This window comes from Allokutzneria multivorans, from assembly GCF_039537405.1.
Lineage (GTDB): Bacteria > Actinomycetota > Actinomycetes > Mycobacteriales > Pseudonocardiaceae > Allokutzneria > Allokutzneria multivorans.
The window spans coordinates 442,653-466,930 of the sequence record NZ_BAABAL010000017.1 but is presented as its reverse complement, the minus strand read 5'-3'; the positions used below and the strand labels follow the sequence as shown (position 1 = coordinate 466,930).

At 70.4% G+C, this 24,278-nt stretch carries 29 protein-coding genes; 17 read left to right on the top strand and 12 right to left on the bottom strand.

From position 1 onward, the window contains the following. The 14 genes from ABD798_RS23145 (at position 1) to ABD798_RS23080 (ending at position 11,387) form a co-directional block, all read left to right on the top strand. Complete coding sequence (locus ABD798_RS23145; RefSeq protein ID WP_086827869.1) at positions 1 to 162, top strand: Insertion element protein; 162 nt, start codon at positions 1 to 3, stop codon at positions 160 to 162. Beyond that, entirely contained in the window at positions 159 to 839 is a 681-nt protein-coding gene (locus ABD798_RS23140) for a phosphoadenylyl-sulfate reductase (RefSeq protein ID WP_344878197.1), read from the top strand. Before ABD798_RS23145 ends, ABD798_RS23140 begins: the two co-directional genes overlap by 4 nt. Beyond that, a complete protein-coding gene (gene cysD / locus ABD798_RS23135) occupies positions 832 to 1,737 on the top strand; it encodes a sulfate adenylyltransferase subunit CysD (protein ID WP_344878194.1) in 906 nt (301 codons plus the stop codon). The genes ABD798_RS23140 and cysD overlap by 8 nt, the downstream gene beginning before the upstream one ends. Further along, positions 1,737 to 3,047, top strand: a complete 1,311-nt coding sequence (locus ABD798_RS23130; RefSeq protein WP_344878191.1) for a sulfate adenylyltransferase subunit 1 — start codon at positions 1,737 to 1,739, stop codon at positions 3,045 to 3,047. Before cysD ends, ABD798_RS23130 begins: the two co-directional genes overlap by 1 nt. Positions 3,048 to 3,065: 18 nt before the next feature. Further along, a complete protein-coding gene (locus tag ABD798_RS23125) occupies positions 3,066 to 4,139 on the top strand; it encodes an ABC transporter substrate-binding protein (protein ID WP_344878188.1) in 1,074 nt (357 codons plus the stop codon). Positions 4,140 to 4,146: 7 nt separating this feature from the next. After that, positions 4,147 to 4,908, top strand: coding sequence for an ABC transporter ATP-binding protein (locus ABD798_RS23120; RefSeq protein WP_344878185.1), 762 nt, complete (start codon positions 4,147 to 4,149; stop codon positions 4,906 to 4,908). After that, positions 4,895 to 5,767, top strand: coding sequence for an ABC transporter permease (locus tag ABD798_RS23115; protein WP_344878182.1), 873 nt, complete (start codon positions 4,895 to 4,897; stop codon positions 5,765 to 5,767). Before ABD798_RS23120 ends, ABD798_RS23115 begins: the two co-directional genes overlap by 14 nt. Further along, positions 5,764 to 6,495 carry a sirohydrochlorin chelatase gene (locus ABD798_RS23110; protein ID WP_344878179.1) on the top strand — a complete coding sequence of 244 codons (732 nt, stop codon included), beginning with the start codon at positions 5,764 to 5,766 and terminating at the stop codon, positions 6,493 to 6,495. Before ABD798_RS23115 ends, ABD798_RS23110 begins: the two co-directional genes overlap by 4 nt. Positions 6,496 to 6,726: 231 nt before the next feature. Further along, positions 6,727 to 7,338 (top strand): cyclase, encoded by a 612-nt coding sequence (locus ABD798_RS23105; protein WP_344878176.1) that lies wholly within the window; start codon positions 6,727 to 6,729, stop codon positions 7,336 to 7,338. A 145-nt stretch (positions 7,339 to 7,483) separates the two neighbouring features. After that, a complete protein-coding gene (locus ABD798_RS23100; protein WP_344878173.1) occupies positions 7,484 to 8,098 on the top strand; it encodes a cyclase in 615 nt (204 codons plus the stop codon). A gap of 263 nt (positions 8,099 to 8,361) precedes the next feature. Next, entirely contained in the window at positions 8,362 to 9,132 is a 771-nt protein-coding gene (locus ABD798_RS23095) for an enoyl-CoA hydratase-related protein (protein WP_344878170.1), read from the top strand. A gap of 83 nt (positions 9,133 to 9,215) precedes the next feature. Then, complete coding sequence (locus ABD798_RS23090; RefSeq protein WP_344878167.1) at positions 9,216 to 10,055, top strand: hypothetical protein; 840 nt, start codon at positions 9,216 to 9,218, stop codon at positions 10,053 to 10,055. Positions 10,056 to 10,059: 4 nt separating this feature from the next. After that, complete coding sequence (locus ABD798_RS23085) at positions 10,060 to 11,034, top strand: DUF1648 domain-containing protein (protein ID WP_344878165.1); 975 nt, start codon at positions 10,060 to 10,062, stop codon at positions 11,032 to 11,034. Next, complete coding sequence (locus tag ABD798_RS23080; RefSeq protein ID WP_344878163.1) at positions 11,028 to 11,387, top strand: GntR family transcriptional regulator; 360 nt, start codon at positions 11,028 to 11,030, stop codon at positions 11,385 to 11,387. The genes ABD798_RS23085 and ABD798_RS23080 overlap by 7 nt, the downstream gene beginning before the upstream one ends. On the opposite strand, the gene ABD798_RS23075 is transcribed toward ABD798_RS23080, so the two are convergent. The 3 genes from ABD798_RS23075 to ABD798_RS23065 are packed head-to-tail and all read right to left on the bottom strand — an operon-like array spanning position 11,374 to position 12,324. Next, complete coding sequence (locus ABD798_RS23075) at positions 11,374 to 11,664, bottom strand: barstar family protein (protein WP_344878161.1); 291 nt, start codon at positions 11,662 to 11,664, stop codon at positions 11,374 to 11,376. The genes ABD798_RS23080 and ABD798_RS23075 overlap by 14 nt on opposite strands. Positions 11,665 to 11,686: 22 nt before the next feature. Next, positions 11,687 to 12,130 carry a guanyl-specific ribonuclease gene (locus tag ABD798_RS23070; protein WP_344878158.1) on the bottom strand — a complete coding sequence of 148 codons (444 nt, stop codon included), beginning with the start codon at positions 12,128 to 12,130 and terminating at the stop codon, positions 11,687 to 11,689. Then, positions 12,127 to 12,324 carry a hypothetical protein gene (locus tag ABD798_RS23065; protein WP_344878155.1) on the bottom strand — a complete coding sequence of 66 codons (198 nt, stop codon included), beginning with the start codon at positions 12,322 to 12,324 and terminating at the stop codon, positions 12,127 to 12,129. The genes ABD798_RS23070 and ABD798_RS23065 overlap by 4 nt, the downstream gene beginning before the upstream one ends. A 76-nt stretch (positions 12,325 to 12,400) precedes the next feature. Here ABD798_RS23065 and ABD798_RS23060 point away from each other — a divergent pair, with 76 nt between their 5' ends. Together ABD798_RS23060 and ABD798_RS23055 are read left to right on the top strand one after the other, a co-directional pair. Continuing rightward, a complete protein-coding gene (locus ABD798_RS23060; RefSeq protein ID WP_344878153.1) occupies positions 12,401 to 13,366 on the top strand; it encodes a zinc-binding dehydrogenase in 966 nt (321 codons plus the stop codon). A 220-nt stretch (positions 13,367 to 13,586) separates the two neighbouring features. After that, positions 13,587 to 14,252 carry a response regulator transcription factor gene (locus ABD798_RS23055; protein WP_344878151.1) on the top strand — a complete coding sequence of 222 codons (666 nt, stop codon included), beginning with the start codon at positions 13,587 to 13,589 and terminating at the stop codon, positions 14,250 to 14,252. Positions 14,253 to 14,335: 83 nt separating this feature from the next. Here ABD798_RS23055 and ABD798_RS23050 read toward each other — a convergent pair whose 3' ends face one another. Further along, complete coding sequence (locus ABD798_RS23050; RefSeq protein WP_344878149.1) at positions 14,336 to 14,941, bottom strand: DsbA family oxidoreductase; 606 nt, start codon at positions 14,939 to 14,941, stop codon at positions 14,336 to 14,338. A gap of 14 nt (positions 14,942 to 14,955) precedes the next feature. Then, a complete protein-coding gene (locus tag ABD798_RS23045) occupies positions 14,956 to 15,621 on the bottom strand; it encodes an MOSC domain-containing protein (RefSeq protein ID WP_344878147.1) in 666 nt (221 codons plus the stop codon). A gap of 92 nt (positions 15,622 to 15,713) precedes the next feature. Here ABD798_RS23045 and ABD798_RS23040 point away from each other — a divergent pair, with 92 nt between their 5' ends. Next, a complete protein-coding gene (locus tag ABD798_RS23040; protein WP_344878145.1) occupies positions 15,714 to 17,150 on the top strand; it encodes an amino acid permease in 1,437 nt (478 codons plus the stop codon). Here ABD798_RS23040 and ABD798_RS23035 read toward each other — a convergent pair whose 3' ends face one another. From ABD798_RS23035 to ABD798_RS23005, 7 genes are all read right to left on the bottom strand, one after another. Continuing rightward, positions 17,151 to 18,209 carry an NAD(P)H-dependent flavin oxidoreductase gene (locus ABD798_RS23035; RefSeq protein WP_344878143.1) on the bottom strand — a complete coding sequence of 353 codons (1,059 nt, stop codon included), beginning with the start codon at positions 18,207 to 18,209 and terminating at the stop codon, positions 17,151 to 17,153. A gap of 69 nt (positions 18,210 to 18,278) precedes the next feature. After that, positions 18,279 to 19,634 (bottom strand): cytochrome P450 family protein, encoded by a 1,356-nt coding sequence (locus ABD798_RS23030; protein WP_344878141.1) that lies wholly within the window; start codon positions 19,632 to 19,634, stop codon positions 18,279 to 18,281. Positions 19,635 to 19,677: 43 nt separating this feature from the next. Then, on the bottom strand, positions 19,678 to 21,027 hold the full coding sequence (locus tag ABD798_RS23025; RefSeq protein ID WP_344878139.1) for a cytochrome P450: 1,350 nt from the start codon (positions 21,025 to 21,027) through the stop codon (positions 19,678 to 19,680). Then, positions 21,024 to 21,623, bottom strand: a complete 600-nt coding sequence (locus tag ABD798_RS23020) for a GTP-binding protein (RefSeq protein WP_344878137.1) — start codon at positions 21,621 to 21,623, stop codon at positions 21,024 to 21,026. The genes ABD798_RS23025 and ABD798_RS23020 overlap by 4 nt, the downstream gene beginning before the upstream one ends. Beyond that, on the bottom strand, positions 21,601 to 21,954 hold the full coding sequence (locus ABD798_RS23015; protein ID WP_344878135.1) for a DUF742 domain-containing protein: 354 nt from the start codon (positions 21,952 to 21,954) through the stop codon (positions 21,601 to 21,603). The genes ABD798_RS23020 and ABD798_RS23015 overlap by 23 nt, the downstream gene beginning before the upstream one ends. Then, positions 21,951 to 22,364 (bottom strand): roadblock/LC7 domain-containing protein, encoded by a 414-nt coding sequence (locus ABD798_RS23010; RefSeq protein ID WP_344878133.1) that lies wholly within the window; start codon positions 22,362 to 22,364, stop codon positions 21,951 to 21,953. Before ABD798_RS23010 ends, ABD798_RS23015 begins: the two co-directional genes overlap by 4 nt. After that, the gene (locus tag ABD798_RS23005) at positions 22,361 to 23,656 is read right to left on the bottom strand and encodes an ATP-binding protein (RefSeq protein WP_344878131.1); all 1,296 of its coding nucleotides are present in this window, start codon (positions 23,654 to 23,656) and stop codon (positions 22,361 to 22,363) included. Before ABD798_RS23005 ends, ABD798_RS23010 begins: the two co-directional genes overlap by 4 nt. Positions 23,657 to 24,278: the final 622 nt, after the last annotated feature.

Below are 24,278 nucleotides of genomic sequence, written 5' to 3'. Positions count from 1 at the left end.
ATGAGCGAGCGCGCAGCGGCTTTCTACTGCCCGTACTGCGGCGATGAGGATTTGCGTCCCGAGCCGGAGCCGCACGGCGCCTGGTTGTGCGGTGGCTGCCGTCGCGTGTTCGCCGTGAAGTACGTCGGGTTGTCGTCCACGACCGCGGAGGTGAGCAGATGACCACACGTGAGCTGGCGGAGAAGGCATCGGTGGAACTCTCCGAGGCCACTGCGGGCGAAGCGCTGGCGTGGGTGGCGCGGACGTTCGGGGACCGGTGGATCGTCGCGTCGAACATGCAGGACGCCGTGCTGATCGACCTCGCCACCAAGGTGAAGCCGAACGTGGACGTGCTGTTCCTGGAGACCGGCTACCACTTCGCGGAGACGATCGGCACGCGCGATGCGGTGGAGACCGTCTACGACGTGAACATCGTGACCGCGCAGGCGGAGCAGAGCGTGGCGGAGCAGGACGCGGAGCACGGCAAGAACCTCTTCGCCCGCGATCCCGGCAAGTGCTGCGCGCTGAGGAAAGTCGTTCCCCTGCAAAGGACTCTGGCCCGCTACGACGCGTGGGTGACCGGAGTGCGCCGGGTGGACGCGCCGACACGCGCGAACACGCCGATCGTGCAGTGGGACGACCGCAACGGCCTCGTGAAGATCAACCCGATCGCGGCGTGGACGGACGAGGAGTTCAACCACTACATCGCCGATCACGGAATCCTGGAGAACCCCTTGGTGCAGGAAGGTTATCCGTCCATCGGGTGCGCTCCGTGCACCGCGAAGCCGTTGCCCGGCGCCGATCCGCGCAGCGGGCGCTGGGCGGGCCAGGCCAAGACGGAGTGTGGTTTGCATGGCTAACGCGGTCGTCACCGACAACTTGAACGCCCTTGAAGCTGAGGCCATCCACATCTTCCGCGAGGTGGCGGGCGAGTTCGACCGGCCGGTGATCCTGTTCTCCGGCGGCAAGGACTCGACACTGCTCGTGCACTTGGCGTACAAGGCCTTCTGGCCCGCGCCGATCCCGTTCCCGTTGCTGCACGTGGACACCGGGCACAACTTCGACGAGGTCATCCAGTTCCGGGACGACCTCGTGGACAAGCTCGGCGCGCGACTGGTGGTCGCGAAGGTCCAGGACTGGATCGACGACGGCCGCCTCACCGAGCGCCCGGACGGCACCCGCAACCCGTTGCAGACCGTGCCGCTGCTGGACTCGATCACCGAGGGCAAGTTCGACGCGGTGTTCGGCGGCGGTCGGCGGGACGAGGAGCGGGCACGCGCCAAGGAGCGGATCTTCAGCCTGCGCAACGCCTTCGGCCAGTGGGACCCGCGACGCCAGCGCCCGGAGCTGTGGAGCCTGTACAACGGCCGCCACCGCCCCGGCGAGCACGTGCGCGTGTTTCCGCTGTCCAACTGGACCGAGCTCGACGTATGGCGCTACATCGACCGCGAGGGCATCGAGCTGCCGTCGATCTACTTCGCCCACCAGCGCGAGGTCTACCAGCGCGACGGCATGTGGCTCACTTCGGGGCCGTGGGGCGGGCCGCGCGAGAACGAGCCGGTGACCGAGATGACCGTGCGCTACCGCACTGTCGGCGACGGCTCGTGCACCGGAGCGGTTCGGTCCGAAGCGTCCACTGTGGATGATGTGATCGCCGAGGTGACCGCGAGCAGGCTCACCGAGCGCGGAGCCACCCGAGCCGACGACCGGCTGTCCGAGGCCGCGATGGAGGACCGCAAGCGTGAGGGGTACTTCTGATGAGTGACCTGCTGAGGCTTGCCACGGCGGGCAGCGTGGACGACGGGAAGTCCACCCTGGTCGGACGCCTGCTCTACGACACGAAGTCCGTGCTCGCTGACACCCTCGAAGCTGTGCACCGCGCGAGCGCCGACAAAGGACTGTCCACTCCGGACTTGTCGCTGCTCGTCGACGGGCTGCGAGCGGAGCGCGAGCAGGGCATCACCATCGACGTGGCCTACCGCTACTTCGCCACGCCGAACCGCAGCTACGTGCTCGCCGACACGCCCGGACACGTGCAGTACACCCGCAACACGGTGACCGGCGCTTCCACGGCTCAGCTCGCGATCCTGTTGGTGGACGCGCGAAAGGGCGTGCTGGAGCAGACCCGCAGGCACGCCGCCGTGCTGGCGCTGCTGGGAGTTCCTCGGCTCGTGCTGGCGGTCAACAAGATCGACCTCGTCGGCTTCGACAAGACCGTGTTCGACGCGATCTCGCGGGAGTTCACCGAGTACGTCACGGGGCTGGGCTACACCGCCGACGCGCTGGTGATCGTGCCGGTTTCGGCGCTGCTCGGGGACAACGTGGTCGACCGCTCCGAGCAGACGCCCTGGTACACCGGGCCGACCCTGTTGGAGCACCTGGAAACCGTGCCGGTCGCACCCGATCCGCGCGATGTGCCGCTGCGCTTCCCGGTGCAGTACGTGATCCGCCCGCGCACCGCCGAGCACCCCGACTACCGGGGCTACGCCGGACAGGTCGCGGCCGGTGTCGCGAAGCCCGGCGACGAGGTGGTCGTGCTGCCCTCCGGCAGGCGCAGCCGCATCGAGCGCGTGGACACCGCCGACGGTTCGCTCGCCGAAGCGACAGCGGGCCAGTCGGTCACCGTGCTGCTGGCCGACGACATCGACATCGCTCGGGGCGACGTGATCGCGGCCGCCGATGATCAGCCGAAGCTCGTGGACGAGCTGGACGCGACCGTCTGCTGGTTGGCCGAGAAGCCGCTGCGCGCGGGCGCCCGGGTGCTCGTCAAGCACGGGACGAGGACGGTTCAGGCGATCGTCACCGAGCTGTCCGGGCGCTTCGACGAGCAGAACCTGTCCCTTGTGGACGGTCCAGAGTCGTTGTCCCTGAACGAGATCGGCCGTGTTGTCATCCGTACTTCGGAGCAGCTCCCTGTCGACGACTACGTGGCGAGCCGCCGGACGGGGTCGTTCCTGGTGATCGACCCGGCCGACGGCGGCACCCTCGCCGCGGGACTCGTCGGCGCACCACTGCCGCTCAAGGGCGGCGCCCCGCTCCAGCTCGCCGAGCTCACCCCCGGCCCCTAACCCCTTCAGGAGGGTCACGTGCTCCGCACCATCGCGATAGCTCTCGTCGCCGCATTGGCGCTCAGCGCGTGCAGCCGCGCGGACGGTGGCCCGGCTGAGAACAAACCTGCCGCGGACGCCGGGCCCGCCGCCGAGCTGCGTCTGGGTTTCTTCCCCAACGTCACGCACGCGGCCGCCCTGGTCGGCATCGACCAGGAAAAGGGCTTCGTGGCCAAGGAACTGGGCTCGACGAAGCTCAGCACCCAGGCGTTCAACGCGGGACCGTCGGCGATCGAGGCGCTGCTGTCGGGCTCGCTGGACGCCACGTTCGTCGGCCCCAACCCGACGATCAACGCCTTCACCAAGACCAAGGGCGAGGCCGTGCGGCTCATCGCGGGCGCGGCCTCCGGCGGCGCGCAGCTCGTGGTGAAGCCGTCGATCACCAGCGTGGAGCAGTTGCGGGGCAAGACGATCGCGACGCCGCAGCTCGGCGGGACGCAGGACGTGGCGCTGCGCGCGTGGCTGGCCGAGCACAAGCTGAAGGTCGACACCACCGGCGGCAACGACGTGAAGGTGCTGACCACCGACAACCCGCAGACCTTCGACGCGTTCCGAAGCGGACAGCTGGACGGGGGCTGGTTGCCGGAGCCCTGGGCCTCGCGGCTGGTGCTGGAGGCGGGCGCCAAGGTGCTCGTCGACGAGCGGCAGCTGTGGCCGGAGGGCAAGTTCCCCACCACCGTGCTGATCGTGCGGACCGAGTTCGCCGCCAAGCACCCGGAGACCGTGAAGGCGTTGCTGCGCGGCCATGTCGCGGCCGTGCGGTGGCTCAACTCCGAACCCGCGGCGGCGAAGAAGGTGGTCAACGCGGGCTTGGCGAAGCACGCGGGCAAGGGACTCGCGGATTCGGTGCTGGAGCGAGCCTTCAGCCAGATCGAGTTCTCCTTCGATCCCCTGGCAGGGCGTTTTCCCAAGCTGTCCAAGGACGCCGTGACCGCTGGTGTGACCAAGCAGGAGATCGACCTCAAGGGCCTTGTCGACGTCGCGGCGCTCAACGAAGCGCTGAAGGCAGCCGGTGTGGCCACGGTGGACGCTTCCGGACTCGACAAGAAGTGAGGCTGCCATGACCGCGCTCCTCGACAAGCCCACTCGAATCGACCACGTGGTAAGGCTTTCCGGTGTCGGGAAGTCCTTCGGTGACGTCGCCGCGCTCGACGGCGTGGACCTCGACGTCGCGCCCGGCGAGTTCGTTTGCCTGCTCGGCGCATCCGGCTGCGGCAAGTCCACGTTGCTGTCGCTGGTCGCCGGGCTGGACAAGCCGACGAGCGGGGTCGTGGACGTCCACAGTGGACGCCCGGCCGTGGTGTTCCAGGAGCCCGCGCTGATGCCGTGGCTGACCGCCGCGCGCAACGTGGAACTTCCCTTGAAGCTGCGCGGGATCGGCCGTGTGGAGCGCGAGGCGCGGGCGGCGGAGCTGCTCGACCTCGTGCGCCTCGGCGAGGCCGCGCGCAAGCGTCCGCACGAGCTGTCCGGCGGTATGCGGCAGCGGGTCGCGCTCGCCCGCGCGCTCGCGACGACGTTGGACGACAGCGATTCCGGCGCACCGCTGCTCCTGATGGACGAGCCCTTCGCGGCGCTGGACGCGATCACGCGCGACGTGCTCCAGGAGGAACTGCGGCGGATCTGGGCGCAGACCAACACTTCCGTGCTGTTCGTGACACACGACGTGCGCGAGGCCGTGCGGCTCGGGCAGCGCGTCGTGCTGCTGTCCTCCAGGCCGGGCCGCGTGGTCCGCGAATGGACCGTCGGCGACGGCGGGGAGGACCTGGCGCACGAGATCACCGGCGAGCTGCGAGGAGTGATCTCCAGTCATGCCAGAGGTTGACCACAGGGCGCTGGAGGCGGGGCTCGACGCGCTCGACGCCCCCGCCCTCGTTCAGCAGGGCCCGAGCGGCCTGCGCCGCTTCGCCGCGGTCGTGCTGCCGCCGCTGGTGGCGGTGGTGCTGATCATCGTTGTGTGGCAGGCGTTGTGGGCCGCCGCGCTGTGGCCGGAGTGGAAACTGCCGTCACCGCTGGCGGTCGCGGGCGAGTTCGTCAGGTTGGCAGGGGAAGGCAAGATCACTGAGACGCTGTGGACCTCGACCCACCGCGCGGTGCTCGGCTTTCTCGTGGCGGTGGCCATCGGCACGCCGCTGGGGCTGGTCGTGGCGCGCGTGCGGGTCGTGCGCGCCGCGATCGGCCCGCTGCTGAGCGGCCTGCAGAGCCTGCCGTCGGTGGCGTGGGTCCCGGCGGCGGTGCTCTGGCTCGGTCTGAACGACTCGATGATCTACGCGGTGGTGCTGCTCGGCGCGGTGCCCTCGATCGCCAACGGCCTGGTGGCGGGCATCGACCAGGTGCCACCGCTGCTGCTGCGGGTCGGCTCGGTGCTCGGCGCCGGGCGCCTCCAGTCGGCGCGGCACGTGCTGCTGCCCGCCGCGTTCCCCGGCTACCTCGCGGGCCTGAAGCAGGGCTGGGCGTTCTCCTGGCGCTCGCTGATGGCCGCCGAGATCATCGCGCGCTCCCCCGACCTCGGCATCGGCCTCGGCCAGCTGCTGGAGCAGGGGCGGCTGCTCACCGACATGTCCACGGTGATCACCGCGATCCTGCTCATCCTCGCCGTCGGCATCGGCGTGGAACTGCTCTTCTTCCGTCCACTGGAACGGCGCGTGCTCCGTTCCCGCGGCCTCACCGGAGCCCCCGCATGATCCCCTTGGTCGCAGTCGCCCACGGCAGTCGCGATCCCCGTTCGGCGGCGTCGGTGTCGGAGTTGCTCGACGTCGTGCGGCGACTCCGGCCGGGCCAGGACGTGCGCGCGGCCTTCCTCGACCTGTCCGCTCCGCGCCTCGGCGAGGTGCTGCGCGGCATCGAGCGGTCGGCCGTTGTCGTGCCTCTGCTGCTCGGCAGTGCCTTCCACGCGCGCGTGGACGTCCCCGGCGCGGTGGCTGAAGCCGTTGCGCGTCAACCACTTCTGGATGTTCGGATCGCCGACGTGCTCGGCCCCGACCCACGGCTGGAGTCTGCGGCGTGGCGTCGGTTGCTGGCTTCGGGCGTCGACCCGGGCGATCCGGAGCTGGGCGTGGTGCTGGCGGCGGCGGGCTCTTCGCACGCGCCCGCCAACGCCGCCGTCACCGATGTGGCGCGCCGGTGGCAGCGGGGCTCGCGGTGGGCGGGCGTCGAAGCGGCGTTCGCGGCCTCGGCCCAGCCCGACGTGCCCGCAGCGGTCGAGCGCTTGCGCGCCCGTGGTGCTCGGCGGATCGCCGTGGCGTCGTGGTTCCTCGCGCCGGGGCGGCTGCCCGACCGGGTCGCCGAGCTGGCCGGGCCGGACGCCGTGGTGGCTCCGCCGCTCGGCGATGACGTCGAGGTCGCGGAGCTGGTCCTGCACCGCTTCGACGCCGCGCTCCGCGCCCGGCTGGACACCGCGCGGTCGGCGTGACCAGGTGGCGGATCGACCGCACCGCCGCTGTCGTCGCGGCGGTGCTGATCATCGCGGCCTTTCTCGGGCTCGTACCGCACGTTCCGTGGTGAAGAATTCGCGGTGACCAGAATTCACTGAAGGCGAGACCCTACTTTCGTCGCATCACCGGAAAGCATTGTTCGTGCGAGGCTCGCTTTCCTCCCGCCGCCGAAGCCGGGAGCGCAGCATTCACAAAGCGAGGTTTCTTCGATGCGCCCTGCCCGTATCGCACTGACCGCAGCACTGGCGATCGCGCCCGTGCTCGCACTGGCCACCCCCGCTTCCGCTGCCGCGGTGACCTTCGCCTGCCAGGCGCAGACACCGATCGGCCCGATCAACGCCAACGTCACCCAGGCCATGGAAGCGAAAGCCCCTGAGACGGTGGCGGCGGGCTCCGAGTTCGAGCTGGTCTTCGACCCGCCCGCGAGCACCATTCCCGGCGCGATCAACGGGGTGAAGGTGCGCGAGGTGAAGAACTTCAAGCTCAGCGTCCCGGTCCCGGCGAACTCGACGTTCGTCTCGGTCGCGCTCTCCGGCGGCTCCGGCGTCGGCACGCCGACGATCGTGCAGGAGAACGGGAACATGGTGGTCACGCTGGCCGGGCCGCTCAAGGGCGGCGCCACCATCGAGATCCCCACGATCACCGTGAAGCTCAAGGCCGGTGCCTCGGGGACGATCGAGAGCAAGCTCGGCGGGACCGGCTTCGACAAGCCCGGCCTGACCTTCGTCGGCACCGCCGAGATGGGCCCGATCCCGGTCGAGGCCAAGGTGGCCTGCTACCCGAACCCCAACCCGGCGCTGACCACCACGAAGATCGTCTGATTCTCCCGTGCGGGCGCCGACCCTGCTCCGGCGCCCGCACGGACGCGAACCTGCGACCTTCGGCGGGTTACCCGGAGGTAGTACCCGTGTGATGCTCGCATTCCCGCCGCCGTTGTCGGGAATGTTGAAGAAGCGAGGTCAGAAGATGTCCCCTGCATCTCGAATCGCTCTCGTCGCCTTGATGGCCGTCACCCCCGTATTCGCACTGGCAACCTCGGCCGTCGCCGCTCCCATCGTCTACAAATGCGAAGCGAGCACGCCTATCGGCAAGGTTTCCGCTTCGCTCAACCAAGAAGTCTCCGCAACCGCTCCGGCTTCGGTCGCCGCGAACGGGGACTTGACCGTCGTCGTCGACCCGGCACCGAACAAGGTTCCGGCGAAGGTCGGTGACTACACGCTCAAAGAGGTCAAGAACTTCGCACTGAAGGTTCCGGTTCCGGCGAACTCGACCTATGTCTCGTCGAGCCTCTCCGGTGGCTCGGGAGTCGGTCAGGCGACCGTGACCCACGAGAACGGGACCCTGGTGCTGCGCCTGTCCGGGACGCTCGCGGGCGGCGCGGACTTCGAACTGCCCACGCTGACCGTGAACCTCAAGGCGGGCGGCTCCGGGACGATCGAGTCCAAGCTCGGCGGCACCTCGTTCACCGACCCCGGCCTGAACTTCGTCGTCACCGCGCAGACGATCATCGGCGCCATCGACGCCCCGACCGCCTGCTACCCCGACCCCAACCCCGCCCTCACCACCACGACCATCACCTGACCCGTCCCCCACCACCCCAATGCCCCAATGCCCCCTTCGGTGCGTTGAGGTAGCTGAATGACTCATTGAGGACGCTCAACTCCCTCAATGAGTCATTCAGCGCGTTAGCCCCCACCCCAACGGCCCCTTTGGTGCGCTGAAGGAGCTGAACGACCCGTTCGGTGCGCTCAACGCACTGAACGGGTCGTTCAGCGCGTTAGACGCACCAAACGGGACTTTGGCGGGTGGGGAGGAGGGGTGGTGGGGCGCTTAGAGTGCGGGGCATGGCTGACGAGCTGGTGCACCTCTCCGTGGAGCGCGGGGTCGCGACGATCACGCTGGACTCCCCGCACAACCGCAACGCCCTGTCGGCTCAGCTGCGCCGCGAGCTGCGCGCGCACCTGACGACCGCGATCGACGCGCCTGAAGTCCGGGTGATCGTGCTCGACCACACGGGCACGGTGTTCTGCTCGGGCATGGACCTCAAGGAGTCCAAGGGCGCGGGCTCCTCCGATCAGGGCGTCAACGAGTTCCCCGAGCTGCTCCAGCTCATCTGGGAGAGCCCCACCCCCGTCGTGGCCAAGCTCGCGGGCCCGGCGCGCGCGGGCGGGGTCGGCCTGATCGCCGCCGCCGACATCGCGGTCGCGGCGGAGGGAGCGAGCTTCGCCTTCACCGAGGTCCGCATCGGCGTGGTGCCCGCGGTGATCTCGGTGACCGTGCTGCCGAGGCTGCTGCCCCGGGCCGCGCACGAGCTGTTCCTGACCGGCGAGAAGTTCGACGCCGCCAGGGCCGCGCAGATCGGACTGATCAACTCCGCGGTGCCCGCCGACCGGCTGGACGACGAGGTGCGCCGCTACACCGACATGCTGGCCCTCGGCGCCCCGCAGGCGCTGGCCGCCACCAAGCAGATGCTGCGCAGGCACCCGGTGAGCATGGCCGACGACTTCGCCGCGATGCTGGAGCTCTCCGCCAAGCACTTCGCGGGCGCGGAGGGCCAGGAAGGCATCGCCTCCTTCCTGCAGAAACGCCCCGCCTCCTGGGTGCCGCAGGACTGAGGCACCGCGCGGGGGCGGACATCGCCCCCGCGCACACCCCTGGACAACTTGTTATAGTTGTATGCGAACAAGGGGTGATCTTGATGCAGAAACCGACGACGAACCGCCGCCACATGACGCTCGCCATGGGCGTCCCGCTCGCCGCGTTCGCACTGCTGGTGCTCGTCCAGTGGCTGTTCACCGACGTTCCGCTGGACGCGGCCGAGGTGGGCACGCTGGGGTTCAAGCTGGGGCTGGCCGCCGCGTTCGGCGCCTTCGAGGTCTGGGCCTTCCGCGGCACCTCGACCAACTCCCGCTGGGCGCCGAGCTACTCCGCCATCGGCACGGGGGTCGTCGGGAGCGGTTATGCCCTGTACCTCGCGGGCGACCCGCTCCCGTTCTGGGCGGAGCTGGCAGTGGGGTTGGTGGTCGCGATCGCCTTGACAGCGCTGGTCGTCCTCATCGGGCGCGAGGTCGAGTTCGCCGACGCGGACGAGTCCGCGCGCATCGACCTGGAGCCGGGTGAGGTCGCGACGTGGAGCAGGACCTCCCCCCTGAAGTGGCCCGCCCTGGCCTTCATCCTCGTGCCCGGAATCCTGTTCGCGTACCTGGTGTTCTCCAGTCGCGCCTGGTCGGTGCTGCCCGCGCTGATCCTGCCCTCTCTCGCGCTCGCGTTCCTGGTGTCCTTCCGGATCAGGGTCGACATCAACGGTTTGTCGGTGTGGCCGACACTGCTGCGCTGGCCCCGCAAGCGAATCCGGCTGGAGCAGATCGAGTCCGCGACGGTGCGCCGAGCGGGCGACACGTTCGCGATGTACCTGCGCAACGGGGAAACCCTTGTCGTGAAACAGAAAAACGGTACGGAGTACACCATCAGCGTCAACGACGCGCACACCGCGGCCGCGCTGCTGAACACACTCGCCGCGCGCACAGAAGCGAGGTAGCCCCGTGCGATCACCGAAGTTCGCCCGCCGACTCCTGCTGACCCTCGTGGCCCCGTTGCTCGCGCTGGGCGGCACGTGGCTGCTGTGGTCCTCTCTCGCCGACCGCCTGCCCGACAGGCTCGCCACGCACTTCGGCCCCAGCGGCAACGCCGACGGGTTCATGGCCACCAACGGTTTCCTGCTGAAGACCGGCCCGCTGATCGGAGTTCTCGGGATCGCACTCGTCGTCATGGTCGTGGCGATGCGGCGCAACCCGCACGGCCAGCGCTTCGTGGTCACGTGCAGCTTCGCGCTGAGCGCCCTCTTCGGCCTCATGCACGCGCAGATCCTGTGGGGCAACGCCGACGCGACCGACGCCTCGACCGTGGTCCTGTCGTGGTGGGCCTTGCTGCTGGTGCTGCTCGCCGCACCGATCGCGGGCGCGCTGGGCTACGTGCTGGCCGGGCACGTGCCCGCGCCCCCGCGCACGGAGCCGCTGCCGGAGGACGCCCCGCGCATGCCACTGGCCGCGACCGAGCGCGCCAGCTGGAGCCAGACCATCACGACCCCGCTGTGCCTTCTCGGCGGCGGAGTGCTGTTCTTCATCGGCGCGGGCCTCGGGGCCTCGGTCGCCTGGCCCGCGCTGATCGCGATCCTGCCCGCACTGCTGCTGTTCCTGTCGGCCTCGATCAGGGTCACCGTGAACGGCGCGGGCATGACCGTGCGGCCGTCTCTGGTCAGCTGGCCGCGCAAGCGGATCGCGCTGTCGGAGGTCGCGGTCGTGCACGTCAAGAAGATCCGGCCGTTCAAGGACTTCGGCGGGTGGGGCTACCGGTTCAACGGAGCGGCCTCGGGCGTCGTGCTGCGAGCGGGGGATGCGATCGTGGTCGAGCTGACCAACGGCTCGGAGTTCGTCGTCACCGCCGACGACGCGCACACCGCGGCCGCACTGCTGAACTCGCTCGCCGAGCGGGCGAGAACCGGGGACCGACCATGTTGATCAGGATCGACCCGTCCTCCTCCGTACCGCTCGGTGAACAGGTCGCCGCCTCCGTGCGCGGCGGGATCGCCGACGGCGCGGTCAAGGCGGGCGACCGGCTGCCGCCCGCGCGCGAACTGGCTGAGTCGCTCGGCATCAACCTGCACACCGTGCTGCGCGGCTACCAGCAACTGCGCGACGAAGGCCTGATCGAACTCCGCAGGGGCCGGGGCGCGGTGGTCGCGGACGGCGCCACCGACCAGCGCGCCGAGCTGATCCGGCTCACCAGGGACCTCGTCGCGACCGCGCGGCGGCTGGGCCTGGGCGAGGCGGAGGTGCTGGAGCTGGTCCGGGTGGAGCTCAGTTCGCGGTGAGCCGCAGCACGAGCCTCGGGTTGACCTCCGCCGCGTCCTCCAGCACGTCGCGCACCCGGCCGTAAGCGTCCGGGTCCTCCTCGGCGAGGACGTGGTGGTCGGTCCACACCAGCACGTGGTTGCCGACGGGGAGCCAGGAGAGGTCGACCAGGCAGTCGTAGAGCGCGTCGAGGTTCCGCCCGAAGTAGGACGGGAACGACATGGCTTTGGCGATCGCGTCGATCGCCGCGCTCTTGGAGTTGACGGTAGAGCCGTCGACCACGTGCCTGGTGGTCATTGCCTCACCTCACTGGGAACAGTCATCGGGACGTGTCGACGACGACGAAACTCTTGTAGTGGTCGGCGGTGTAGTAGACCTCACCGGCCTGCCCGGTGACCAACCGGCGCGCGCCCCGGGTCTTCTCCCCCGGAGTGACAACGGTGAACTCGCGGTAGTGGCCCTTCGCCTTGGCGGGCAGGACGCCCTCGCGGTTGAAGAAGTCCACGTTGTCGTTCTTGGGGTACTTGTACGGGCCCCCGGCGCGGATGCTCTCCCAGGTGCTCGCGGCCTCCTGGGGCAGCCCGGTCAACGGGCACACCTTCAGCCCGCTGGCCGCGCCCGCGACCTTGGACCCCGACGCCGCGACGCAGCCGCCGCCCGCCGAGGACTCGGAGCCGGAGAACAGGTCCTTGCCGAACCACCCGAGCACGACCAGCGCGACGAGTCCGACCAGGGCGACGGTGATCCGTCTGCGCGGGCTCATCCGCGGTCCTCCCGTTGGCGGCGGGCGGTGCCCAGCGCGGCGGAGACGCGGTCGACCGACCGGTCGATGCCCAGCGCGACACCCCAGCAGACCGGCAGCAGCACGGCCATGACGAGGACGAACTGGAACGGGAACCAGAGCCCGACCACCCAGAACTCCACGCCGTCCCACCAGGAGACCAGCCAGTCAAACACGCGAGAACCATACGCCCAGCGCCCGGAGTGACCGGCGTCACGGGCACCCTCCGGGCCGCGGCGCTAGGTTTCGAGCATGTTCGCCGTGTACGCCGACGCCCCGCACCCCGACGACCCCCTTGCCGGCCTCGTGGTCGGCGAGCGCCCCGAACCGCAGGTCCCGGACGGCTGGGTGGCGGTCTCGGTGCGCGCGGCCAGCCTGAACATGCACGACCTGTGGACGCTGCGCGGGGTCGGCATCAAGGCCGAGCGCTTCCCGATGATCCTCGGCTGCGACGCCTCGGGGGTGCTCGCGGACGGCTCCGAGGTGGTGCTGCACTCCGTGATCACCTCGCCGGACTGGACCGGTGAGGAGACCCTGGATCCCCGGCGCAGCCTGCTCACCGAGGTGCACCAGGGCACCCTCGCCGAGACCGTGGTCGTGCCGAAGGCCAACGTGCTGCCCAAGCCCGCGTCGATGGGCTTCGCCGACGCCGCCTGCCTGAGCACCGCGTGGCTGACGGCCTACCGGATGCTGTTCGTGAAGTCCGGGCTGCGGCCGGGCCAGACCATGCTCGTGCAGGGCGCCTCCGGTGGCGTGGCCACCGCGCTCGTCCAGCTCGGGCGCGCGGCCGGGCTGCGGGTGTGGGCGACCGGGCGCAGCGAGGCCAAGCGCGCGCTGGCCGCCGAGCTGGGCGCGCACGAGACCTTCGAGTCCGGAGCGCGGCTGCCGGAGAAGGTCGACGGCGTCTTCGAGACGGTCGGCGAGGCCACCTGGGGCCACTCCATGCGCAGCCTCAAGCCCGGCGGCGTGATCGTCTGCTCCGGCTCCACCACCGGCGGCAACCCGCCCGCGGACCTGCAACGGCTGTTCTTCCTGCAGCTGCGCGTGATCGGCTCGACCATGGGCACCCGCGCGGAGCTGGCCGAGCTGATCTCGTTCATGGACGTGGCCGGTCTGCGGCCGAGCATCGGTGCCGAGCTGCCGATGGAGCGGGCGCGGGAGGGCTTCGAGGCGATGCTCGGCGGGGACACCGCCGGCAAGATCGTTTTCACCCGCTGACGGGCGTTACCGCGTCGTTTGAAACGTCGATGAAGCCCGCTGGGCTTCCGTAGAAACGGCTAGACTCGCGCTGCCCCGCGAGGGGTGCACGTCATGAAAAACAGGGTGCCCGTAACACAATTCGGCTGGACCGCATGGGGGCGGTCCGTGGCGTTCACAACGGACACATCCTCGTTCCGGTCCGGCGCGCTGAAGTAATCGAGGAAGTGGGGGCTTCCGCATGATGCGAGTCGGCTACATCACCGGAGACAGACCCGCGGCGTCGTGGATCTACACGCTCAACGGCGATCTCTACGGTCTGAACATCGTCGACGTCTGGTACGACGCGGCAGCGGCTCTGGCACAGCCGCCCCGTTCTGACGTCGACGTCTGGCTCGTCGACCACGACGCGATCGCCGGTCACTGGGAGGCTTTCGACCGGCACCGCGAGCGGGACGGCGGGTCCGTCCCCGTCATCGTGGTCTGCGCGAGCGAGGACGACGTGGCCCGCACCCTGCGACGCAGGGTCAACGCGGTGCTGACCGAGCCCGTAGGGGCCTGGGACGTGCTGTGCGCGGTGTCCGCGGCGGCCAGCGGCGAGCTGTTCATCTCGCCGCGCATGCTGCGCCAGTACAGCCAGGAGATCATCCACCTCCTGTCGCCGAGCAACCAGCGGCCGGAGGAGGAGTTGACGGATCGGGAGACGGAGGTCCTTCGCCTGCTGGCGGAGGGCATGTCGAACTCCCGGATCGCGGCCTACCTGCACATCTCCAGCGCCACGGTGGGCACGCACGTGCTCAGCATCCGGCGCAAGCTGCAGGCGGCCAACCGCACCGAAGCGGTCGTCCAGGCCTATCGCATGGGCCTGGTCACCAACCGCTCCGTGCTCGAACCGAGCGCGATGTAACACCGCACCACGCAGGACGAAGGCCCGGCGGCCACCTCGGGGGAGGCCAACCGCCGGGCCTTCGTTCGTGCCGGCTCCCTGTCTCAGGTCCCGCCGCGCAGCAGGTCGAGCAGCACTTCGGCGGGCTGAGCACCCGCGACTCCTCGGCGGCCCACCACGAACGTCGGCACCGAGCGCACGCCGATCGCGATGCCCTCGGCCAGCTCGGCCCGCAGGTCCTCGGCAGGACCCGAGAGATCCACGCCCGGCAGGCCCGCGTCGGCCGCCAGAGCCGCCAACGTGGCGCGGTCACCGAGGTTGGCGCCCTCGACGAAGTAGCCGCGGAAGAGCCGTTCCTGGACCGCGTCCTGCACGCCCGCCTTCTCGGCGAGGGCGAGCACGCGGTGCGCGTCGAAGGTGTTCGCCCGGACGGCGCGGTCGAGGCGGTACTCCAGCCCGACCTCCGCCGCCGTGGCGCTCACCCCGGCCATCATCCGCGCGGCCTGCTCCGCGCCGCCGAACTTCTCCGCCATGGCCTCATCCAACGGGCGGCCGTCGCTGCTGGCCTCCGGGTCGAGCTGGAAGGGCCGCCAGCGCACCTCGACGTCCTCGCCGCCCTCGGCGCGCAGGAGCTCCAGCGCCTGTTCGAGCCTGCGCTTGCCGATGTAGCACCAGGGGCAGACGACGTCGGACCACACCTCAACTCGCATGCCAGCGGCAACGCTCAGCTCTGGGGGACTGTTCCGCCCTGTGCCACGGCCAACAGCTTCTCCGCGCGCTCGGCCCACCTGTCCGGCAGGTGCCGCACGGCCGGCGGGATGCGATCGGCCAGCTCGCGGGCGCCGTGGGTGAACGCGAACAGCGTCGCCACCGACACGTCGTGGTCGGGGCGGTCGAGCAGCTCCACGGAGTCGCCCGCGCTGATCTCCCCGGCCCGCTCCACAGCGAGGTACGGCCCCGGCCGCCCGACCTCGGTGAACTCCTTGATCAGCTTCGGGTGGTCCCAGAAGCCCGCGAACACCACGCACGGCGAGCGCGGCCCGGTCACCCGCAGCACGGCCCCGCCGACGCGCCACCGCTCCCCGATGATCGCGGCGCTGGCGTCGAACCCGGACAGCGTCAGGTTCTCCCCCGCGTTGCCGGGAACCAGGTCCTTGCCGAGGCGCTGGGACCAGTACTCCAGGTCCTCCAGCTGGTAGGCGTAGGCCGCCTGGAACCACGCGCCGTGCACCGCGAGGTCGACGACGGTGTCCCCGGCGACGCCCTCGGCGGTGAACATCGTCGGCCCCTCGGTGGGCCGTTTGTCCATCCCGGACTTCTTCTTGCGACCCGTCCACGCGGCGGTGCTGACCACCGCGAGGTTCACTGACTCGACACGCCCCAGCTTCATGTGATGAACGTAGCGCTGTGCTTGCCGAGCTGTTCAACTACTTTTCGCGCCTGGATCTGTGATGCGCAACGCCGCGCATGGAGGGAGAAGGCATGACTACAGCAGGCCCCCGGGGAGGTCGGAGTGTGTTCCGACGCAAGCCGGTGGAACAGATCGCCTCGGAGCACGAGGGTGAGCTGTCGCGCTCGCTCGGGCTCTGGCAGCTGACCGCGATCGGCGTCGGCGGCATCATCGGCGCGGGGATCTTCTCCCTGGCCGGTGCCGTCGCCAACAAGACCGCGGGCCCTGCGGTGCTGATCTCGTTCCTGATCGCGGGCGTGGCCAGCGCCGCGGCGGCCTTCGCCTACGCGGAGTTCGCCGGGCTGATCCCCAAGGCGGGTTCGGCCTACACCTACGGCTACGCGGTGCTCGGCGAGATCGTCGGCTGGTTCATCGGCTGGGACCTGTTGCTGGAGTACACCGCGATCGTGGCGGTGGTGGCCATCGGCATCTCCGGCTACTTCACGAAGCTGCTGGGCTTCCTGCACATCGACCTGCCGCAGTGGATGCTCGGCGCACCCGGTACCGAGCCGGAGAACGTCGCCCCGGGCACGTACTCGGTGAACCTGTTCGCCGTGCTGCTGTGCCTGCTGATCGCGTGGGTCCTCACGCTGGGCATGAAGAACGCGGCTCGCTTCGAGACCGCGCTGGTGTGGCTCAAGGTCGGCGTGGTCGTCCTGGTGATCGTGGTCGGCTTCTTCCACATCGACACCGGCAACTACACCGACTTCTTCCCGTTCGGCTTCACCGGAGCGGTGACCGGCGCGGCGACGGTGTTCTTCGCGGTCTTCGGCTACGACGCGATGAGCACCGCGGCCGAGGAGTCCAAGGACTCGCAGAAGCACATGCCGAAGGCGATCATCTACTCGCTGGCCATCTCGATGGTGCTCTACGTGCTGGCCTGCCTGGTGCTCACCGGCATGATCCCGTTCGCCAAGATCGACGGTGAGGCCGCGTTCGCCGACGCCTTCGCGCAGGTGGGCCTGCCGCTGATCGGCACGATCATCGCGGTCGGGGCGATCCTGGGCATCCTGACGGTGATGTTCACCTTCATGATGGGTGTCACCAGGGTCGGCTACTCGATGAGCCGCGACGGGCTGCTGCCCAAGTGGTTCGCCAAGACCCACCCGGTGCGCAAGGTACCGACCAGGATCACCTGGATCGTCGGTGTCGCCTCGGCGTTCATCGCGGGCTTCCTCAACATCAACGAGGCCGCCGAGCTGACCAACATCGGCATCCTGCTGGCCTTCGTGGTGGTGTGCGTCGCGGTGATCGTGCTCCGCTACCGCCAGCCCGACCTGCCGCGCAGCTTCCGCTGCCCCGGCATGCCGGTGGTGCCGTTGATCGGCATCGCGTTCTCGATCTGGCTGATCACCTTCCTCCAGTGGGAGACCTGGCTGCGCTTCGCGGCCTGGTTCGGCATCGGCCTGGTGATCTACTTCGCGTACTCCTACCGCAAGTCCGAGCTCAACAAGTCCACTCAGGACTGATCAGGGCTGAGCGCTGTACCGGCGGCGAGCCCGGGACACCGCGTCCCGGGCCTCGCCGTCCAGGCGGGCCACCAGTTCGGCGGCGGGCAGCTCCCGGCCGAGCGGGTAGCCCTGCCCCGCCCACAACGACATCGCCTCCACGTCACCGGCCCGGTTCGCCGCGTTGCGCACCGGCTTCGTCACGTGGTGCAGCTGCGGGTAGGCCGAGGGCGCGTCGGCGTCGTGCTCGGTGAGGAACCGGTTCACCAGCCCGCGCGCGGGGCGGCCGGTGAAGGCTCGGGTGAACTCCGTCGGCCTGTTCCCCTCCGCGAGCACCGCGCGGTGGGCCAGCGCGGTCCCCGCTTCCGGGCAGCGCAAGAAAGCCGTTCCCAGTTGTGCCGCAACGGCTCCGGCCGTCAGCACCGCCGCGACGTCCGCGCCGTGCATCAGCCCACCGGTGGCGATCACGGGCACGTCCACGGAATCCAGGACCAGTCGCAGCGCGGTGAGCAAGCCGTAGCTCGGCCCGCCCGCCGCTGAGCCGTCGTCGGTGAACAGCCCGCGATGCGCTCCGGCATCAGCGCCCTGCACGCACAGCGCGTCAGCCCCGGCGTCGACCGCGATGCGCGCCTCGGCGGGCGTGGTCACGGTGACGACGACCTGAATCCCGTTGTCCCGCAAGCGCCGCACGGTCGCGGGCTCCGGGCAGCCGAAGGTGAAGGACACCACCGGAACCCGCTCGCGGACCACGAGGTCGAGCTTGGCCGCGTAGTCGTCGTCGTCCCAGCGCGGCTCGCCCAAGCTCACCTCGTACCGCGCGGCGTCGGCGCGCAGCGACTCCCGGTAGGGGCGCAGGTCCGCCTCGCTCTCCGGCCCGGGCACGAAGAGGTTGACACCAAAGGGATGTGGCCCCAGTTCCCGTGTTCTGGCGATGTGCCCGGCGACCGAGTCCGCTGGCAGGTACCCGGCCGCGAGGAAGCCGAGGCCGCCCGCCGAACCGACCGCCGTGACCAGCTCCGGGGTGGACACCCAGCCCGCCATGGGCGCCGCGATGACCGGCACGCGCAAGTCCGCCAACATCCTTCGGACCCTAGACCCAGGTCACCGCCCTGGGCGGGCGAATGCCGCGCACGCCACAGCCACGGGGAGCTACTGGCCGCGCCACCACCGGCCGATCGCGTGCCGCCAGCCCGTGGGCGGCGGCGGCTGCTGCGGCGGGGGCTGCGGCACGGAGCTGGGGGTCAGCCGCGCCCACGACGGTACGGAGACCGTGCCGGCGGAGTCCGCCCGTACCGGGGTGAACTGGACCGGCAGTGCCGTCAGCGACCGGAAGAACGGGCTCGGCCGCCACTCCAGGTTCTCGGTGGGCACCGCGAGGCGCAGATCGGGCAGCCGGTCCAGCAGCTTCTCGATCGCGATCGCGGCGATCAGCCGCGCGGTCCCCTGCACCGGGCAGGCGTGCGGTCCGGCGCCCCAGGACAGGTGCGCCCGGTTGCCCGCGCGGTGTCCACCGTGGACGGTCGGATCGGTGTTCGCGGCCGCGTAGCCGATCAGCACGGGCTGGTCGGCCGGCAGCATCGCCCCACCCACGTTCACCTGGTGCGTGGGGAAGGTGACCGACAGGTTGGTCATCGGCGGGTCGGTCCACAGCACCTCGTCGAGGGCGTCCTCGATCTGCATGCTGCCCCCGGCGAGGTCACCGGCGAAGCGGTCGTCGGAGAGCAGCAGCCGCAGCGCGTTCGCGGTCAGGTTCGCCTCGTGCTGGGTGACCGCGCCCAGGATGATGAACAGCTGGTGCAGCATCTCGTCGTCGGACAGGCGCGCCGGGTGCTGCATCATCCACGAGGTCACGTCCTGCCCCGGCTCGCGCCGCTTCAACGCGACGAGCTCGGTCAGAGCGCGCGTGAGGTCGATGTTGGCCTGCTCGGCCTCGACCACGTCCACCACCCGGCTCATCCCGCTGACCAGCCGGTCGCCCAGCTCGGTCGGGCAGCCGTGCAGGTAGTTGAACACCCACAGCGGCAGCGCCAGCGCGTAGTCGGCGAGCAGGTTCACCTCGCCCTTGGCGGCGAAGCGGCCGATCAGCATCTCGGCGGTGGCCTCGACGTGCGCCCTGATCATGTTCGGGTCGACCCTGGCGTAGGCGTCGCTGATCACCCGGCGCAGCCGCGCGTGCGCGTCGCCGTCGGACATCAGGCAGGTCGGCCGGTAGCCCATGACGGGCAGCACCGGGGAGTCCGGCGGCATGGTGGCCTGCCAGCGCCTGCTGTCCCTGACGAACGTGCCAGGGCTGCGCAGCACCTCCAGCGCCGCGTCGTAGCCCAGCACGAGCGTGGCGTTGACCCCCGGCGCCAGCTCGACCGGCGCGGTCTGGCCGCGCTCGCGCAGGCGCTCGTACACCGCGCTCGGGTCGGCGGTGAACTCCGGCCCGTACAGCGGCTCCCGGTCCCCGGAGAAGGGGCAGCCCGGCCGGTCCTGGGTGTCGTCGGGGGGAAAAGAGCTCACGGGTGCGCTCCTGATCTCCTGCGCTCTGCTGCTCGGCCGAGGTTCACTGCCCGCGCCACCACCGGATGATCGCGTGCTTCCAGCGCTGCCTGACGGCCGTGGGCAACGGGGCCGCGTGCCGCGCGGGCGCGGGAACGGCGGGCAGCTGGGTGGTCTCCGGCGCCGTCTCGACCGGGCGCACCGGGGTGAAGGTGACCGGCAGCCCGGCCAGCGCGCGCAGGAACGGCGACTCCCGCCACGGCAGGTCCTCCACCGGGACGCCGAGCGCGAGGTCCGGCAGCCGGTCGAGCAGCTTCTCGATGGCGATCGAGGCGACCATCCGCGCCTGCCCCTGCACCGGGCACGCGTGCGGACCGGCGCCCCACGCCAGGTGCGCCCGGTTGCCGGAGCGGTGCTCGTCGCCGAACTCGGGATCGGTGTTGGCCGCCGCGTAGCTGATCACCACGGGCTGGTCGGCGGGCAGCCGCCGCCCGGCCAGCAGCACCTCGCGCTCCGGGTAGCTCGCGGAGAGGTTGGCCACCGGCGGGTCGGTCCACAGCACCTCGTCGAGCGCGTCCTCGATCCGCATGCTGCCCCCGGACACGTACCCGGCGAAGCGGTGATCGGACAGCAGCAGCCGCAGCGCGTTGGCGATCAGGTTCGCCTCGGGCTCGGTTCCCGCGCCCAGCATCAGGAACAGCTGGTGCAGGATCTCCTCGTCGGTCAGCTGGGCGGGGTGCGCCAGCATCCAGGACGCCATGTCCTGCGCGGGTTCGGCCCGCTTGAGCGCGATCAGCTCCAGCAGCGCGGTGGTCAGCCGCTCGTTCGCCCGCTCCGGATCGCGCATGTCCACGATGTCGCGCATGCCGGTGACCATGCGCTCGCCGACGTCCTTGGGGCAGCCGTGCAGGAAGGTGAACACCCACAGCGGCAGCGCGACGGCGTACTCGGTCAGCAGGTCGGCCGAACCGCGCTCGGCGAACTGGTTGATCAGCATGTCCGCGGTGGCCTCGACGTGCGCGCGGACCTTGTTCGGGTCCACCCGCGCCACGCTGTCGGTGATCACCCCGCGGAAGCGCGCGTGCTCGGCGCCGTCGGTCATCAGGCAGTTGGGCCGGTAGGACATCACCGGCAGCACCGGGCAGTCCTCGGGGACCGTCTTCGCCCAGCGGCGGCCGTCCCTGGGGAAGTCCCCGGGGTTGCGCAACACCTCCAGCGCGGCCTCGTAGCCGACCACCAGCGTCGCGGGCACCCCCGGCGCCAGCTCGACCGGCGCCAGCTGCCCGTTGGCCCGCAACCGCTCGTAGACCCGGGCCGGGTTCGCGGTGAACTCCGGCCCGTACAACGGGGTCCGGTGCCCGGTGACGGGACAGCCGCCCGTGCCGAGGTCGTTGCCTGCGGGTGCTGAGTTCACGCGTACTCCCGTACCGGACGACGGAGGAGGTGTTCCACGAGCGCGATCAGGGCGTGCGTCGACGACACCCGGTCGCGGGCGTCGCAGGTGACGAGCGGGGTCTCCGGGAGCAGGTCGAGCGCCTCGCGCAGCTCGTGCTCCGGGAACTTGGGCGCGTCGTCGAAGTCGTTGACCGCGACGGCGTAGGGCAGCCCCAGTTCCTCCAGCAGGCCCATGATGTCGAAGGACGCGTCGAGCCTGCGGGTGTCGGCGAGCACCAGCGCGCCCAGCGCCCCGGTCGCGATGTCCTTCCACAGCTGCTTGAAGCGGTGCTGTCCGGGCGCGCCGAACAGGTAGAGCACCAGCTGGTCGTTGAGCGTGAGCCTGCCGAAGTCCATGGCCACGGTCGTGGTGCTCTTGCCCCTGGCCCCGGACAGGTCGTCGACGTGCTCGGCCGCCTGGGTCATCGTCTCCTCGGTCCGCAGCGGGCGGATCTCGGAGAGCGTGCCGACGAAGGTGGTCTTGCCGACCGCGAAGTGCCCGACGACGAGCAGCTTCACCGAGGTGCGCACGGTGTCGCGGACGTAGATCCCCTCAGACGAGCGCGCGAAGGCCATCGAGCACATCCTTGAGCAGCTTGAGGTCGGGACCGCCGCGCGCCGGGGACTCGGAGGTGACGGCGAGGTGCCCGCTGTCGACGAGGTCGGACAGCAGCACCTTGGTGACGCTGACCGGAAGGCCGAGGTGCGCGGCGGCCTCGGCGACCGAGAGCGACCCGCCGCTGCACAGCTCCATGGCGCGGCGCTTCTCCGGGCTCAGGCCCGCGAGCTGGTCCTTGACCACCGACACCAGGGTGACCAGGTCGAAGGTGCTGCGGGTCGGGTGAGCGCGGCCACCGGTCACGACGTGCGGCCGCACCAACGCCCGTTCCCGGCGGTTCGGGGTCATGCCCGGCTACCGATGCCCTGTCGCGGCGGGCTTGTCAGCTCCTTGCCGAGCCGCTGCACCAGCTCCTGCAACCGGAAGGACACGGCCTCCATGTCGACCCGCTCGGTCGCCGAGACCGCCAGGTAGGCGCCCGGTCCGGCGGCGACGAGGAAGACGTAGCCACCGGCGAACTCGTTGACCGTCTGCTGCCAGCCGCTGATCTCGCCGCCGCAGAACTCCGCGGTGCTGCGGGCCAGCGCCTGCAAACCCGACATGGCCGCGGCGTGCCGGTCGGCGTCGTCCCTGCTGATCGTCTGCGAGTGGGCCATCAGCAGCCCGTCGGCGGAGAGCAGGATCGCGTGCAGTGTCTCGGGCATCTGCAACGCGTTGTCGAGCATCCAGCCCAGCTTGTTGTTCGTCGGTTCGGTCATTCCTGGGGGCTCCCCTCAGCGACGGGCGGCACGGCGCGCCCGGAACGGGTGCCGCGCTGCCAGGCTCCCAGTCCGGACGTGGTCCTGGACGCCGGGCGGATCGGCAACGGTGTGGTCTGGGCGGCGACCTCGGCAGGGGCCTCGCGGCGGCGGCGCTTGGGCAGCCCGCCCGCGGTGCGCTCCTGTTCCTGCTCCTGCTCGGTGTCCGGCTCCTCCTGGCGGCCGTGCCGGGGCGAGCTGGGGTGCGGCAGCACGGTGGCGTGGGTCTCGCGCGCCTCGGAGCGCTTCACCACGGGCTCCGGCAGCGGGACCCTGGTCAGCAGCGCGGTCGGCAGGAAGATCACCGCGCGCACGCCGCCGTAGGGCGAGCGGGTGTCGACGGAGACGGAGAAGCCGTAGCGCGCGGCGAGCAGGCCGATCACGGCGAAGCCGACCTGCGGCGGGTCGCCGAGCCGGTTGATGTCCTGACCCGCGCGGCCGGAGAGCTGCTCGGCGGCGTGCCGCAGCTCGTCGTTGTTCATGCCGACGCCCGCGTCGTCGATGACGATCGCGAGGCCGTTGTGCGCCTGCTGGAAGTTGACCTGCACCGAGGCGATCGGCGGCGAGTGCCGCGCGCCGTTGTCCAGCAGCTCGGCCACGGTGAGCACGACCGGCTCGACCGCGCGGCTGACCACGGCGACGTCGACCTGGGTGGAGACCTGGACGCGGAGGTAGTCGCGGATGCGCGAGGTCGCGCCCCGGACCACGTCGCTGAGCGAGGAGGCGGAGCGCTGCTGGCCCGGCCACGACCCGCAGAGCACGGCCGTGGCCTGCGCGCGGCGGCCGAGCTGGGAGTTCATGTGGTCGATGGTCATCAGGCCACCGAGCACGGTGGGGTTGTCGTGCTCCTCCTGCATCGCCGAGATCGCCAGCTGCTGCTCGTTGGCGAGGCTCTGCACCGCGCGCATCATCGCCTTGACCGCGGTGCGCGCCGACTGCTCGCCCCGGTCCTTGGCCTGGCGCATGGACTCGGCGAACAGCTCCAGCACGACCTGGTGCGCTCCGGCGACCGAGTGGTGCAGCGGGCCGGGCACCTCCTCCTGCCGGTGGTCGGCCGTGGCCGCCAGCGCGGGCAGGCGGGTGGAGACCAGGTGCGCCTCCTCCTCGACCCGGGCGCGGACCGTGGACTCCAGTTCGGTGTTGCGCGCGCGCAAGCGGTTGGCGATGCCGTGCTGGCGGGCCAGCAGAACGACCACGACGAGCCCGAACGCGACCGCGACCCATAACGCGGCCGCAAGTACTTCTTGCCCCATCAGATCCTCACGGTCGACAGCGACTCAGGACAACGACTCAGAACAACACCGCTTGAGAGCACGACAGTCATGGAACGCCGGGGAGGCCGCGTGTTTTCGGGTGATCACCGGTCGGCCTACCCTATCGGGTGCATCTCCAAGATCATCAACAGTGCATTCGCCGCACAATGCGGTGAATCCACCTCTACCCTGCGGCATCGGCGATTCCCGGCGCAGCACGCGGGCGATCTTCGAATAGTTCTCGCCTTTCCGGCTGGCCGAAATGGTGCCAATTCGCGCAGGTGGACCGGTGGGAAATCACCCGAAATCATGACGGTCCACCCGACTCGGTGAAGCCGTTCGCCGGACCCGCCCGAATCAACGCGCACCACCCCCCGGCTAGGCCGTTCGCGTGATCATTCGGGCAATCGCGGACTCCGGGGCAACGCATCCCCCCTCTTCCCCGTCTCCCTCTCAAGGCACGCCCTCCAGCCTGTTCGCAGCGTTTGCATGCACGCGCGCGGAGGTTCGGGGACGGCCTTCATCCACTACGACGGCGGCGACCGGACTGTCGGGGGCCGGCCGCCGCCGTCACTCTCCCGCACCCCGTCACTGTGACCGGGGGGTCTGACAGAAAACGGCC

What these genes read in the sequence shown, in the direction of transcription:
- ABD798_RS23145 (WP_086827869.1), top strand. Translation starts at nt 1, where the DNA reads ATGAGCGAGCGCGCAGCGGCTTTCTACTGCCCGTACTGCGGCGATGAG.
- ABD798_RS23140 (WP_344878197.1), top strand. Translation starts at nt 159, where the DNA reads ATGACCACACGTGAGCTGGCGGAGAAGGCATCGGTGGAACTCTCCGAG.
- cysD (WP_344878194.1), top strand. Translation starts at nt 832, where the DNA reads ATGGCTAACGCGGTCGTCACCGACAACTTGAACGCCCTTGAAGCTGAG.
- ABD798_RS23130 (WP_344878191.1), top strand. Translation starts at nt 1,737, where the DNA reads ATGAGTGACCTGCTGAGGCTTGCCACGGCGGGCAGCGTGGACGACGGG.
- ABD798_RS23120 (WP_344878185.1), top strand. Translation starts at nt 4,147, where the DNA reads ATGACCGCGCTCCTCGACAAGCCCACTCGAATCGACCACGTGGTAAGG.
- ABD798_RS23115 (WP_344878182.1), top strand. Translation starts at nt 4,895, where the DNA reads ATGCCAGAGGTTGACCACAGGGCGCTGGAGGCGGGGCTCGACGCGCTC.
- ABD798_RS23110 (WP_344878179.1), top strand. Translation starts at nt 5,764, where the DNA reads ATGATCCCCTTGGTCGCAGTCGCCCACGGCAGTCGCGATCCCCGTTCG.
- ABD798_RS23105 (WP_344878176.1), top strand. Translation starts at nt 6,727, where the DNA reads ATGCGCCCTGCCCGTATCGCACTGACCGCAGCACTGGCGATCGCGCCC.
- ABD798_RS23100 (WP_344878173.1), top strand. Translation starts at nt 7,484, where the DNA reads ATGTCCCCTGCATCTCGAATCGCTCTCGTCGCCTTGATGGCCGTCACC.
- ABD798_RS23095 (WP_344878170.1), top strand. Translation starts at nt 8,362, where the DNA reads ATGGCTGACGAGCTGGTGCACCTCTCCGTGGAGCGCGGGGTCGCGACG.
- ABD798_RS23090 (WP_344878167.1), top strand. Translation starts at nt 9,216, where the DNA reads ATGCAGAAACCGACGACGAACCGCCGCCACATGACGCTCGCCATGGGC.
- ABD798_RS23080 (WP_344878163.1), top strand. Translation starts at nt 11,028, where the DNA reads ATGTTGATCAGGATCGACCCGTCCTCCTCCGTACCGCTCGGTGAACAG.
- ABD798_RS23075 (WP_344878161.1), bottom strand. Translation starts at nt 11,664, where the DNA reads ATGACCACCAGGCACGTGGTCGACGGCTCTACCGTCAACTCCAAGAGC.
- ABD798_RS23070 (WP_344878158.1), bottom strand. Translation starts at nt 12,130, where the DNA reads ATGAGCCCGCGCAGACGGATCACCGTCGCCCTGGTCGGACTCGTCGCG.
- ABD798_RS23060 (WP_344878153.1), top strand. Translation starts at nt 12,401, where the DNA reads ATGTTCGCCGTGTACGCCGACGCCCCGCACCCCGACGACCCCCTTGCC.
- ABD798_RS23055 (WP_344878151.1), top strand. Translation starts at nt 13,587, where the DNA reads ATGATGCGAGTCGGCTACATCACCGGAGACAGACCCGCGGCGTCGTGG.
- ABD798_RS23050 (WP_344878149.1), bottom strand. Translation starts at nt 14,941, where the DNA reads ATGCGAGTTGAGGTGTGGTCCGACGTCGTCTGCCCCTGGTGCTACATC.
- ABD798_RS23045 (WP_344878147.1), bottom strand. Translation starts at nt 15,621, where the DNA reads ATGAAGCTGGGGCGTGTCGAGTCAGTGAACCTCGCGGTGGTCAGCACC.
- ABD798_RS23040 (WP_344878145.1), top strand. Translation starts at nt 15,714, where the DNA reads ATGACTACAGCAGGCCCCCGGGGAGGTCGGAGTGTGTTCCGACGCAAG.
- ABD798_RS23035 (WP_344878143.1), bottom strand. Translation starts at nt 18,209, where the DNA reads ATGTTGGCGGACTTGCGCGTGCCGGTCATCGCGGCGCCCATGGCGGGC.
- ABD798_RS23020 (WP_344878137.1), bottom strand. Translation starts at nt 21,623, where the DNA reads ATGGCCTTCGCGCGCTCGTCTGAGGGGATCTACGTCCGCGACACCGTG.
- ABD798_RS23015 (WP_344878135.1), bottom strand. Translation starts at nt 21,954, where the DNA reads ATGACCCCGAACCGCCGGGAACGGGCGTTGGTGCGGCCGCACGTCGTG.
- ABD798_RS23010 (WP_344878133.1), bottom strand. Translation starts at nt 22,364, where the DNA reads ATGACCGAACCGACGAACAACAAGCTGGGCTGGATGCTCGACAACGCG.
- ABD798_RS23005 (WP_344878131.1), bottom strand. Translation starts at nt 23,656, where the DNA reads ATGGGGCAAGAAGTACTTGCGGCCGCGTTATGGGTCGCGGTCGCGTTC.